Annotated in this window: 13 protein-coding genes; 5 read left to right on the top strand and 8 right to left on the bottom strand. The window is 40.9% G+C overall.

What is annotated here, in order from left to right; translation table 11 throughout:
* The 5 genes from KJK34_RS07640 to KJK34_RS07620 all read right to left on the bottom strand — a co-directional run bounded on the left by KJK34_RS07640 (position 1) and on the right by KJK34_RS07620 (position 5,470).
* Entirely contained in the window at positions 1–840 is an 840-nt protein-coding gene (locus KJK34_RS07640; RefSeq protein ID WP_223053275.1) for an ABC transporter permease, read from the bottom strand.
* 11 nt (positions 841–851) lie between these two features.
* Positions 852–1,763 carry an ABC transporter ATP-binding protein gene (locus KJK34_RS07635; RefSeq protein WP_223053274.1) on the bottom strand — a complete coding sequence of 304 codons (912 nt, stop codon included), beginning with the start codon at positions 1,761–1,763 and terminating at the stop codon, positions 852–854.
* An 85-nt stretch (positions 1,764–1,848) separates the two neighbouring features.
* The gene (locus tag KJK34_RS07630; protein ID WP_223053273.1) at positions 1,849–3,711 is read right to left on the bottom strand and encodes a BamA/TamA family outer membrane protein; all 1,863 of its coding nucleotides are present in this window, start codon (positions 3,709–3,711) and stop codon (positions 1,849–1,851) included.
* A 132-nt stretch (positions 3,712–3,843) separates the two neighbouring features.
* Positions 3,844–4,902 carry a nucleoid-associated protein gene (locus tag KJK34_RS07625; protein ID WP_223053272.1) on the bottom strand — a complete coding sequence of 353 codons (1,059 nt, stop codon included), beginning with the start codon at positions 4,900–4,902 and terminating at the stop codon, positions 3,844–3,846.
* 28 nt (positions 4,903–4,930) lie between these two features.
* Positions 4,931–5,470: an IS1096 element passenger TnpR family protein gene (locus KJK34_RS07620; protein ID WP_223053271.1), complete on the bottom strand. Its 540-nt coding sequence runs from the start codon at positions 5,468–5,470 to the stop codon at positions 4,931–4,933.
* 164 nt (positions 5,471–5,634) lie between these two features.
* On the opposite strand from KJK34_RS07620, the gene KJK34_RS07615 reads away from it, so the two are divergent.
* Positions 5,635–6,870 carry a T9SS type A sorting domain-containing protein gene (locus tag KJK34_RS07615; RefSeq protein ID WP_223053270.1) on the top strand — a complete coding sequence of 412 codons (1,236 nt, stop codon included), beginning with the start codon at positions 5,635–5,637 and terminating at the stop codon, positions 6,868–6,870.
* On the opposite strand, the gene KJK34_RS07610 is transcribed toward KJK34_RS07615, so the two are convergent.
* A complete protein-coding gene (locus tag KJK34_RS07610; protein ID WP_223053269.1) occupies positions 6,867–7,427 on the bottom strand; it encodes a DUF1543 domain-containing protein in 561 nt (186 codons plus the stop codon). The genes KJK34_RS07615 and KJK34_RS07610 overlap by 4 nt on opposite strands.
* A gap of 103 nt (positions 7,428–7,530) precedes the next feature.
* Here KJK34_RS07610 and KJK34_RS07605 point away from each other — a divergent pair, with 103 nt between their 5' ends.
* Complete coding sequence (locus tag KJK34_RS07605; RefSeq protein WP_223053268.1) at positions 7,531–8,046, top strand: hypothetical protein; 516 nt, start codon at positions 7,531–7,533, stop codon at positions 8,044–8,046.
* A 78-nt stretch (positions 8,047–8,124) separates the two neighbouring features.
* Here KJK34_RS07605 and KJK34_RS07600 read toward each other — a convergent pair whose 3' ends face one another.
* On the bottom strand, positions 8,125–8,490 hold the full coding sequence (locus KJK34_RS07600) for a hypothetical protein (RefSeq protein ID WP_223053267.1): 366 nt from the start codon (positions 8,488–8,490) through the stop codon (positions 8,125–8,127).
* Positions 8,491–8,628: 138 nt separating this feature from the next.
* The gene (locus tag KJK34_RS07595; protein WP_223053266.1) at positions 8,629–10,020 is read right to left on the bottom strand and encodes a trypsin-like peptidase domain-containing protein; all 1,392 of its coding nucleotides are present in this window, start codon (positions 10,018–10,020) and stop codon (positions 8,629–8,631) included.
* Positions 10,021–10,138: 118 nt separating this feature from the next.
* Here KJK34_RS07595 and dapF point away from each other — a divergent pair, with 118 nt between their 5' ends.
* From dapF to mltG, 3 genes are read left to right on the top strand one after another with little or no spacing between them, the layout of a single operon-like run.
* Positions 10,139–10,921 carry a diaminopimelate epimerase gene (gene dapF, locus KJK34_RS07590; RefSeq protein ID WP_223053265.1) on the top strand — a complete coding sequence of 261 codons (783 nt, stop codon included), beginning with the start codon at positions 10,139–10,141 and terminating at the stop codon, positions 10,919–10,921.
* Complete coding sequence (locus KJK34_RS07585; RefSeq protein WP_223053264.1) at positions 10,915–11,445, top strand: GNAT family N-acetyltransferase; 531 nt, start codon at positions 10,915–10,917, stop codon at positions 11,443–11,445. Before dapF ends, KJK34_RS07585 begins: the two co-directional genes overlap by 7 nt.
* A gap of 11 nt (positions 11,446–11,456) precedes the next feature.
* Entirely contained in the window at positions 11,457–12,497 is a 1,041-nt protein-coding gene (gene mltG, locus KJK34_RS07580; RefSeq protein WP_223053263.1) for an endolytic transglycosylase MltG, read from the top strand.
* Positions 12,498–12,504: the final 7 nt, after the last annotated feature.

Here is a 12,504-nt window from a genome sequence, read left to right as displayed (position 1 = left end):
CTACAAATCTCTCTTTTTCAATCTCCTGTAAGACATAAAAATAAAGAATGCCGTCCAGAATATCACAATTAACACTTCATACCAATGTGTGCCGTAGTACTTTTCGTTCACGGTGCCCGAGTTGAGGTTTTCCAAGGCTTTGTAGGCCTGAAAGCGGGTAAAAGGTTCTTTTATTAAATTGTACATTGCTTCCAGCGGAAAGAAACCCATAATGCTGTCAGTTATTTCACCGTCTTTAATTATTTTCCAGCGCAGCAGGCCATAAATAATCCATTCTGCAACCTTCCACAGCAATATAAAACCTATTGCAAATGCCGAGCGTTTTATTAATATACCTGCAAAAAGGCAGAAAGAGAAAAAGGCAACCAGCTTTATAAAATACCAAAGTATGTAACTCACATCTGTAAAAACTATAGATGTTTCTGTATAAGAAGAAAAGCTGTAGCCAAGCAGTAACGACATAATAAAAATGAAGATAGTAGAAGCTGTAGCAAATAAAACTACTGTAAGGAATTTTGAGAGCACAAATTCTTTTTTGCTCATCCCGTCTATCAGGTTTTGCTTTAAGGTGCCGTAAGTATATTCGTTAGACATCATCGACACAATTACCAATGCAAGGAATAGCTTAAGTACAGCGGCGATAAACGTATTAAAGTGCCAGATATACGGAAAATTAAAGATACCCTGGTCGGCAAGGCGGAAATCTATCCCTATTATTTTAAAGTTGACTGAAGCAAGCAGCGCTATAAAGGAGAGCAGCACAAAATAACCGATTATGAGTACTTTGCTTGCCCTGTTTTTCCAGAGCTTTTGCAGTTCTATAGTTAAAAGGCGTTTCATTTGGTTTGGTGTTATTGGTTAGTGGTGGCGGTGTTAGATGTAAGTTGTATAAACTGCTCTTCAAGGCTGTACCTGCGCAGTATAAGGTGTTCTGCGCAAATGCCTTTTTCAAAAAGATAGCGGTTTAGTTCGCTGCCACTCAGCGGCGCGTTAAGGTATGCAAGCAGTTTGTCTTCGTTTTCTTCTGTTGCTGTTATGGCAGGATGGCTTTGCACTGCACTTTTAAGCGACTGCATATCGGCAGCTTTGAGTTCATAAAATCCTTCATTGGCTGTCATTCCGCTAACGGTGCCGGTATAAAGCACTTCGCCTCGGCGCATTACCACAACGTGGCTGCATACTTTTTCTACTTCATCCAGCAGGTGAGAGGCAAGCAGTATAGTAGTGCCGGTGGCGGCAATGTGTTTTATAATATCCCTTATCTGGCGTATGCCCTGCGGATCAAGCCCGTTGGTAGGCTCATCCAGTATCAGTATTTCAGGATCGTTTAGAAGGGCAGAGGCAATAGCCAGCCTTTGCTTCATACCCAGTGAATAGGTGCGGAACTTACTGTCTTTTCTTTCCAGCAGCCCGACAACGTCCAGCTTTTCATCTATTTTACTGTAGGGTATGCCTTTAATGTCGCACACCAGCTTTAGGTTTTGGTAAGCGGTCATATATGGGTAAAAGTTAGGGCGCTCTATAATGGCGCCAACCTTTTTTAATGCGCTGTGCGTATCGAGCCTGCCGCCGAACCAACTGTAATTGCCGGATGTTTTGTTTACAACATTAAGTATAATGCCAAGTGTAGTCGATTTTCCGCTGCCGTTGGGGCCGAGTATCCCGTAAACATTACCCTTTTTAATTTCGAAAGAGGCATTTTTTACAGCGTGTACTGCGCCATACCTTTTATCGAGGTTATTGATGGTTAAAATAGTTTCCAAAATAAGATTGTTATGGTTTGCTACTTATTTTGACGACCAATACCCGATAATGTTACGCAGTTTTTATTTTTTAAAGAAAAGAATGTTATTCATAAGGTACTGTTACCGGTTTGCCAATCTGGTAATTCGGCAATAGAATATCATCATTTTTAAGGGTGTTGGTTTGCAGGATATTTGTACCCTGTCCGGGTATAGAGGGGAAATAGGCCAATGACAACTGAAAGCTGTTAAAAACGAGATAGTCATTGTAGATAAGCAGCCCCACGCCGATTTTTGAATAAATACGGCTTTTGTAAAGGTCATGATGATTGTCGCCGATAACACCCATTGTAAAACTGGCAAAGGGGTTAAGCCTGAAGCCTGATAAATTCCACGGGGAATACGACTGTGTCTGGAAGGTGAGCATCAGCTTTTTTGTGCCCAGCGTTGTACGGCTGTCAAAACCTGTTATGCCCGTATTGCCGTTAAGGTTAAGCTGGTCTTTTATAATAGGCATACGGTTATAACCCAATACCAGTAAGGGTTTTATAAAGTGCCTGAAACGCCAGTTACCCCAGTCGCGAACGTTACTGAAGTACAACATGTCTAACCTGAAAACCGTTTGCTGAAGTTCTTCATCATACAGAAAGGAGCCGACTTCTGCATTGGCACTCAGGTAACCCCATTTGTACAGGTTACCAAAGGCATAACGTGCGCCGAGATAGAGCCGGTGTTCAAAGTTTTTGTCCTGCCGCCCAAAAGTAACCGAATATAATTTACCTATGGGTATATCCTCTACAATATCATAATTAAAAAGGTATTTGTCCTGCACGAACTTACGCGATGTAACACCCACACTTGCCAGGTAAAGTTTTTCATCCGAATAAAAATTGATAGAATCATAAACGGACGAGGGACGCTCTTTAAAACTCTGGTTAAAATAACGCCCGGTGGTAACGAGGTTGGTTGTTCGGTCTTCTTCGGTAAAACCTTTAAATATCTTGAAAGAATAGCCCGCCCAGTAATCCTGGGCTGCCGATTTGCGGTTATGCATGGCCCACACGCCCTCAATGTCCGGCAGTGAGTCCCTAACCAGCCTCTCTTCAAGGTAAACGCCACCTGCCCAGCGTGTAAGAGGGGAGAAGAACTGACGCTGCACGCCCACACTTTTCAGGGAGTTATCGCTGCGCCATATCTGGTAAATAACCTCTGCATCTATATATGTGTTTACTATGTTAGGTACACGATAGCGGGCAAGGTATGATGTTTCCCCTGTGTTGAAACGCTTGTCAAAATCATTCTCAAATTCGTGCCCCAACCCAAAAAAGTTGCGCTCGGTAACTTCTAAGCGGGTGCCGGTGCCCGAAGCCGAGCCATTAGGTATAAGGCTCCAGGAATCGAGAACCCTTACATATATATCTACCGAGTCTTTGCTGTTAGCTATGGGTATAGGTGTTATATCTACCCTCCGGGTATAGCGCTGGGTACGAATAAGACGTTCTGATTCCGCTACAAGCAGCGAATCAAGCCTTTCATTCTTTTTGAAAAGAAGCAGGTTACGAATGGTAAACTCCTTTGTTTTTAAGTGGACCCGGTTACCGAATTTCTCAAGCCAGTTATCCGGCAGGCGGGTAGTATCTGATATAGAATACCCAAAAGGGTCGAGCGTCTCTATTTTTATATTTCGGATTATTTTACCCTCAACGTTCAGAAAATTATTCTGCATTTCGGGTGTGCGCTGCTTTTCTTTCTTCCTGTTGTTAGAGGGAGATTTCTCTTTTACAGGCTTAAAAATAAGCTTATGTACAAATTTGGTAAACTTGCTGCGCTTAGAGTAGTCCTGTATGCTTTTATACATGGCATCGCGCTTTTCTTTTACCGAATCTTTTTGTGCAGGGTTATTTTGGGCAGCCACAGGGGCAATACACCACAACAGCAGCAGTAACAGCAGCTTTATCCTCAAATACATTTTACGCCTCCTCTTTCTTAGCTATAGTTTTCCGACTAAGTAACGTAAAAATTCAGTATTTAATGTAAGATTTATCATGCGTTTAACAAAAAAGGAGCCGTAAAGGCTCCTTTGTAGTCATTTTTAAATAGGTTAGCTTTTTTGCTCCTTATTAAAATATACCAGGTAGTAGTACATTTGTTTTTCTTCGTCCCATCCTTTTTCTACAAATTTCTCTGCGCTTTCCGGGTTAACAAAGTCAAGCTTTATCTGTATGTTGGTGTCAAGATTAATAATGTTCTTGATTTTCTTTCTTGCATCTGTTACCGCTGCGTTAGCAATAGGAAAGGTGGTAACATCTTCTATGCTGTACTTTGGCGCACGCTCTGTTTTATAGTGCCTAAACTCAGGTATCAGGTCGGGGTTATCCAGTACTTCATTTAAGAAGTTGGTTTCTTCAAACTCATCGTTCTTGGCAAAATAGTTTACAGAACGGTTCATGAACATAACCTCTTCTTTTTTGTCTTCTGCAGGCAAAACTACATCTTTGGCAAAATCCTGAACAAACTTCATGTATTTTTTGGTCATGAAATTTTCATCCTGAAAAGCATCTACCGAAAGGAAGTGCTCCAGCCAGTAGCGGGCATCATAACGGTTACTGTCTATTGTCAGTATTTTATAACCCTCTTCTTTTTTGTAATTGAATATAAGGCAACCTTTGTCAAGCTTATTCAGGTTAATGCCCTGCTGTAGCAACAGCTCCAGGTTAGTGCCCCTTTCTTCAAACTGGAGGAAGTCGGTCTTTATTTCACTTTTAAAAACACCAATGGCATCGGTAACATTGTTATCTATGCTTACATTAGTAAGATAAGCAATATAAACCTCACCGTTTTTTATGTGCGGGTGGTTAGACTGCTCAAACAAGTGCTTGGTTATTTTTTTAGAAACCTCATGTACTGCCCCGGGATTATTAAAAATTTCAGTAGCAAGGGTGTACATGTCGTGGTAATCTAAATGCACATCGTGCGCAAACTGAAAGTAGTTTTCTTCCTTATCACGAAAAGGCTTAAAAAAGTATTCTTTTAAAAGCGGTACAATCTCGTCATTAAGCCCGTAAGGCTGTTCTGAAAGGAAAATGGCTTCGTTACGGCTTTTATTGCCCACACGGTGCACCGACAGGCTTTCTATGTGTGTGTTAAACAGGTTAATCATTATATATACTATTAAGTAACAGCATTAATTAGTTCCAGTTGCTTTCGTCAAAACCTAAATCTTCAAAGTTATCATTGTCAAACATATCCAGGTCTTCATCGTCATAATCATCATCAAAGTCACTGTACATGTCTTCACCTTCCGCGGCTTCAAAGTTTTTATCAGGAGCAGATAACGGCATTATACCATGAGAGAACAGTAGGTCCGGATAGCTTACACCCGTTTCAGGCTCTTCAATAGCGCCAAGCTCAACAAAAAACGTCCACATATTCAGGAAGTCATACACATATATAATCTTAGTGCTTTCCTCTGTAAGTATGCTGTTAAGCGGGTAATCAGCCATTGTTTTTTGTTCACCCGGTTCATCTCCGGTATCAAAAAGCGGTATTTCATCTTCCTGAGTCCAGTTTTCGTCACAGGTATAGAACGAGGCTATTTCCATTCCGTCAAACCCGAAGGCATTAACTATGGCATTGTGCAAATCTTCCAGCGTATCTTCTTCCTGTATGGCAATATCCCTGAAAACATCTTCTTCCGCATCAAGAATTACTCTGAATTTATATATCATGGCGTGAGTTTTAAATGAGCCCCAAAGGTAAAATTTTAATTCTTAAATATCCTTTTTGCATTTCCCGAATTTTTAGGTAAAGGCCATCCTAAACTTATTATAAATGCATTGGGTTTGCTGTTTATGCTTCATATATTTATAATACCACACTAAAAAATAGCGCTATGAAAAACTATAATTATCTATTAATAACTCTGTTGTTCGCTATGCAGTTTTATGCACAGCCACAGGGCTGTACAGATGTTTTGGCACAGAACTATAATGCTTCGGCTGTTGTTAATAATGGCAGCTGTATCTATACCCAGGCTACGGTGTTTCCTGCTACAACTGTACAGTTGCCGGGAGTAGTAAGCGAAACCTCAGGGCAAGCCCTGTGGAATGGCTACCTGTACACCCACAACGATAGCAACGACAGTAGTTTGTATGCTTTAGACACACTGACAGCATCAGTTAACCAAATTATAGCTTTACCGGGTGTAATAAATTATGACTGGGAGGATATAACACATGACAGTGAATATTTTTATATTGGTGATTTTGGCAACAATGCCAATGGCAACAGGCAAAACCTCAGGATAATTAAAGTGAGGAAATCATCATTATCGGATTTAACCCCAGAGATTGACTACATCAATTTTACCTATTCCAACCAAACCGATTTTACACCTGCTGGTGGCAACAATACTAATTTTGACTGCGAGGCTTTTATTGCCACGCAGGACAGCCTGTACCTGTTTACAAAGCAATGGGTAAGCAAACAGACAAGTGTGTATGCTTTACCCAAAACAGCAGGAAGCTATAGTGCTGCGCTTAAAACTACATATAATGTTGACGGGCTAATAACAGGAGCAGCCTATGTAGAAGATAAAAAACTAATTGTATTAATTGGTTACAGCACACTGCTGCAGCCATTTTTTTACCTGTTATACGATTTTAGCGGGAATGATTTTTTTAGCGGTAACAAACGCAAAGTTAACATATCGGCGCCCTTTCATCAAACAGAAGGCATAGCCACTACTGATGGTTTGCATTATTTTGTGAGCAATGAAAGGTTTATACAGGCACCGTTTGTAAATGTGCAACCTAAGCTGGGTTATTATGATCTTTCTGCTTTTTTGGAAAATTACCTCAGTGAAGCGGACTTGGGAAGCCAAATAAATAGTAAAGACGCAGTTATGCTGTACCCAAATCCGACTGACGGCACACTGCACATTGTTTTAAGGGATGATACACTATCTACAGGTTTTGAAATTACCGATATGGCTGGCAAAACAGTAATGAAAGGAACGCTCAGGAGTAAAGACTCAGTCATTAATATAAGTGCCCTTCAGGATGGTGTTTATATGTTTTCTATAGATATGTATAAAGGCAAGGCCTGGAGGCTGGTGAAAGAGAGCTAAGGCTTTTTACCTATTTTGGTATAGCCTATATGCAGTTCATCATCCTGTTTAGTAGTAGCTTGTGTAAGGATAATTGAGTACTGCCGCCTTACATTTTCAGGTAATACATCCTGAACATTATGAAGGTCGTCGGCATCAAGCGCAAATTTATCATCTACGTGCGATTCGCCACCGCCTTTAAGGTTATAGTGCTTATAAAAAGCAGACTGCTTTGCAGCCTTGACTGCTTCGCCCATTGTGTTTGCAGCTATCAGGGTTTTATAGTGGTATTCTTCAAAGTCGCCTGCTTTATAGCCGCCAAGGTTAATAAAAAAGAGTTTTTGCTCCTGTTGCTCTTCAGTATGCTGTGTTATGGAAACAACGTAATCGCCAACCTGTGTTACTTCGCGCCACGAATCTATGTGCAACTGCCCGCCATCCGGCCAGAAATTATACATCTGGGGCACAAGTTCCTGTACGGAAGTACCGATTCCGAAAAAAATATCATGCTGCTCAGTCAAGCGGCCTTTAGGCGTGCAGCCCAGTAAAACCATATATAATTTGAGATTCTGCTCCATAGTAAACAAAGATAAATTAAATAAAATTTCTAAAAAATCAGTACTAAATGATTTTTTGGTTCAGTTTTTGGAAACATAGTACTAACAATAAACTTTATTTAACATGAAAAAGATACTTTTACTTTTATCAGTGGTAGGCACACTAACTTTTACCTCTTGTAACAACGACGACGATGTTTATGTAGATAATGACACCATTGGTGAAAACAAACAGCTAAGTAATGTTAACCTTACATTTGATAACAACACAGGGCGTTACCAGCTACTTTATCCGTTAAACCCTGCGATTTTTGAATCGGACGTTGTACTTGTTTACAGAAATGTAATTGATGACGGTTTTTCTGCATGGCAGCAAATACCAAGAACAATTTATTTAGGTGGTCCTGATGAGGTTGATTATGATTTTAATTTTACAGCTAATGATGTTTTAATTTATGCTGACGCAACTTTTGACCTGTCACTAGCCCCTGAATTTATAAATAACCAGTCTTTCAGGATTGTAATTGTTCCTGCCGCATTTGTAAATGATATAGACACCTCTGATTATGATGCAGTGATGAGCGCACTTAATGATGCAGGCGCTGAGGTAAGGACAATTGATGGTATAGAAAGAAGATAATTCATAATAGTGTTACTATGTAAAAGGGGCTGTCTCTATATGAGGCAGCCCCTTTTTTTAATGCAACTCTTTATAAATTCAGGAAGCGGATTTGCGAAGCCTTTTAAATTTTTTGGAAGAGATAAAACCCATAGCCGGATACATAACCGCGGCAAGAAAGAACAGGTAAGGCATAAACTCCTTTTTTTCCAGATACAACATATAAGAGCTAACCAGCAGTGCAGGAGCTTCCAGGTACCAGCAAATAACCCTTGCCTGCTTTGGCTTAATATTGAGTTTCCTCCAGAAAAATATGATTGTAAAAACGACAAGCGAAAGGCCGGCTATTATTATTCCGGGGTAATAAAGCCCTTTGCTTATTTCGTGTATACCCTTTATCAGTAAAAGTAGGGCCGTTAAAAAGTGAAGAAAGTACTCCAGCCTGCGTACGGTTCTTTTCCTCATTATAATTTTTTGTGTGCTTTTGCGCCAAAATTACCAAACCATGCCGTGCTGCTGTTTACGCAAACGTTATTATTATGTTGTGTAAAACAAAAGCCCCCTGCACATGCAGGGGGCTTATATAATTGGTGTTATGTAGTATTATATGTAAAAGCGTACAAGCTGGCCATTGCGTGTTACCATCTCCACGCGGGTTTTCTCATTTGGCCCTTTAGACGACAACACATCTGAAACAGTTTCTATATCTTTAGCTTTAACATTATCAATGCTAAGTATAATACCACCTTTAAGGTCTTCATAATAAGGCATAAAACGCTCGTCGGTTATATCCTTAATCCTTACGCCATAGTTTAGTTTAAGATTCTTTTTCTCGGCAGCGGTAAGGTTCTCAAGGTCTAAACCACTGTAAGAGTATATCTCGTTTTTAGACAGCTTAACCGGCAGTGTAATCCTCCTGCCATCGCGGTTAATGCCAACCCTTACCACATCATCAGGCCTTTTTGTAACAATGGCTGCGTTAAGGTCAGAGAATCCGTTTACGGCTCTGTTATCTATTTCAACAATAATATCACCTTTTTTAACGCCTGCCTTTTCTGCGCCCGATCCTTTAACCACGCTGTTCACGTAAAACCCGTTGGTTTCGTTAATACCAAGTTCTTTAGATACAGAAGCATTAAGCTCGCCACCCTGCACACCAAGTACGCCACGCTGCACATTACCATATTCCATTATGTCTTCAATAATTTTGCGTGCCACGTTAGATGGTACAGCAAACGAATAACCCACATAAGAGCCGGTCATAGAAGTAATCAGGGTATTAATGCCTATAAGTTCGCCGCGTGTATTTACCAGTGCGCCACCGCTGTTACCGGGGTTAACGGCAGCATCTGTCTGTATGAAAGACTGCAGTCCGTCTTTAGTTAGATTACGTGCCTTTGCCGAAACAATACCTGCTGTAACGGTAGAGGTAAGGTTATAAGGATTACCCACCGCAAGCACCCATTCGCCAACTTTAATATTGTCAGAATTACCAAATGTTGCATAAGGCAGTTTTTCATCAGTATCTACCTTAAGCAGCGCAATATCCATTTTAGAGTCGGTACCCACTAATCGTGCTTTATACGATTTGTTGTTATTAAGGGTAACTTCAAGTTCAGATGCATTTTGTATAACGTGGTTGTTGGTTACAATATAACCATCTTCGGTAATTATAACCCCCGAGCCGGTGCCTACCTGTGCCTGCTGCTCGCCACCGCGATAACCGTAAAAGAATTCCATAAAAGGATTATTGGGTGCGGTAGAGTATGACACGTTCTTAACGTGAACAACAGTATGCACAGCCTGGTCGGCGGCGGCGGTAAAATCAATGTTCTCTGCGCCATAGCCAACGGTTCTGGTATAATTGTTTTGTGCCGGGGCAACTGATAAGGCAGAAGTATTGTTTACATCTTCATCAAATATCAATTTATAACCCCCAAGCGTGGTGGCTCCGCTAAGCAGCGCCACAAGAAGTAAGCCTGAAAATTTTTTCATATTTGTAAACAGTATTTAATTAAAACGGTTAATAGTTAAAGTTATATTTTACTATAGTAAGTTGCTGTGGTTACCAGCCGATTATTTGTTATTTTTGCCCTTTATATATCTATACTAAATGCCACATACATTTTACAAATACCAAGGTACGGGAAACGATTTTATAATGGTTGATAACCGCGATAATACATTTCCCAAAAATGATACCAAACTTGTAAACCAGCTGTGCGACCGCAGGTTTGGCATTGGTGCCGACGGGCTTATATTACTGGAAAACGCAAGCGATGCCGATTTTCGTATGGTATATTATAACGCTGACGGGAACGAAAGCAGTATGTGCGGTAACGGTGGACGATGCATTGTGGCTTTTGCAAGCCTTTTAGGTGTAATAGATGATGAAGCCGATTTTATTGCTGTAGATGGTAAGCACCACGCCGTAATACAGGAAGACGGTATGGTATCACTGCACATGAAGGATGTAAATACCGTTACGGTTTATGAAGATTATGTTTTTCTGGATACAGGTTCGCCACACCATGTAGAAATGACAGATGATTTAGGTAAGATGAATGTAAAGGCAATAGGAGCCAGCATACGGTACAGTGGTATGTATGGCGATAAAGGCTCTAATGTGAATTTTGTTAACCAGAATGAAGATGACAAATTTTCAGTACGTACCTATGAGCGTGGGGTAGAAGATGAAACCCTTTCATGCGGTACGGGCGTTACAGCCGTGGCCATTGCCATGAAAGTACTAAACAAAACAACCGCCAACACTGTAAGGTTGCAGACGCCGGGCGGACTGCTGAAAGTTACTTTTAAGCAGGAAGGTAAACAGTTTACAGAAATTTACCTCACCGGACCTGCCACTTATGTTTTTAAAGGAGAGGCAGAATGGTAACCCTAACCGGAAATACCATCCATTTGCGGGCATTAGAGCCTGAAGACCTTGAGTTTATATACCGCCTTGAAAATGATGAAAAGATTTGGCAGGTTAGCAACACCATTACTCCATACAGCCGCTTTTTAATAAGGCAGTATCTCGAAAATGCACATCAGGATATTTTTGAAGCCAAGCAGCTACGGCTCGCTATATGCTTAAAAGAGGAGACTAAAGCTATCGGGCTGATAGATCTTTTTGAGTTTGACCCGTTAAACCAAAGGGCAGGTGTAGGTATTGTTATACAGGAAGAGGCGCAGCGCGGCAACGGTTATGGTGCCGAAGCGCTGGGTTTGGTTATACAATATGCGTTTAACAGGCTGCAACTGCATCAGCTTTATGCAAATATAGATATAGCGAATGCTGCAAGTGTTTCGCTTTTTACTACTTTTGGCTTCGAATGTTCGGGAGTAAAAAAAGGCTGGAATAAAAGGGACGGTGTTTTTTATGACGAGGCATTTTATCAGTTAATCAAAGAAAATTAATACATCATCAATTGAAACTAAGAAAGATTATTGCGCTGGTATCGCTGGTTGTGGTTATCGGCGGCAGCATTTACGGGTATCTTGTTTATAAAGATATCTTTTCTGAAAATACAGCTTTTTCTGAAGACAGGGTAGCAATATATATTCCTACCGGTGCAACCTTTAATCAGGTGCAGGACAGCGTGAAGCCCTATATTGCCGATATGGAACGCTTTAATATGGTTGCCGATAAAAAATCCTATCCGCAATATGTTAAGTCGGGTAAGTTTATACTTAAAAGAGGCATGAACAGCAACGACATTATCAATGCGTTACGCCAACCAGTTCCGGTAAATATTTCGTTTAACAACCAGGAAACACTTGAGCGTGCCATTGGCAGGATAGCGCAGCAAATAGAGCCGGACAGCCTTACGCTGCTTAAGGTGTTTACCGATAAAACCTTTCTTGAAGAAAACAACTTTACAGAAGATAACCTGTTAAGCATGTTTATCCCGAATACCTATGAGTTTTTCTGGGATACTTCTGCGCTTAAAGTAAGGGAAAAACTGGCTAAGGAATACCGTAGATTCTGGAACGAAGAAAGGCTTGCCAAAGCCGAGAGGCTTAACATGACGCCGCTTGAGGTATCGAGCCTTGCCGCTATTGTTCATAAAGAAACTGTAAAGGAGGATGAGCGCCCTCGCGTTGCGGGAGTTTATCTTAACCGCCTGCAAAAAGGCATGAAGCTGGAAGCCGACCCTACCGTAATTTATGCCATTAAAAGACAATCAGGCGATTTTGATCAGGTTATAAAAAGGGTACTTAATAAAGACCTCCTGACAGATTCGCCATATAATACATATAAAAATCAGGGAGTGCCGCCGGGGCCTATTGCCATGCCGGATATTTCTGCTATAGATGCAGTACTTAATGCGGAAAAGCACAATTACATTTATTTCTGCGCCAGTACAACAAAGCCCGGTTATCATGAGTTTGCCGTTACAGCGGCACAGCACCAGGAAAACGCAAGGAAATACCATGCGTGGGTACAAAAACTCGGAATTGTAAGATAAAAGAGAC

It is taken from the genome of Flavobacterium coralii (genome assembly GCF_019891545.1).
Classification (GTDB): domain Bacteria; phylum Bacteroidota; class Bacteroidia; order Flavobacteriales; family Flavobacteriaceae; genus Flavobacterium; species Flavobacterium coralii.
The sequence above is the reverse complement of the archived record's forward strand: the minus strand, read 5'-3'. Positions and strand labels throughout refer to the sequence as shown.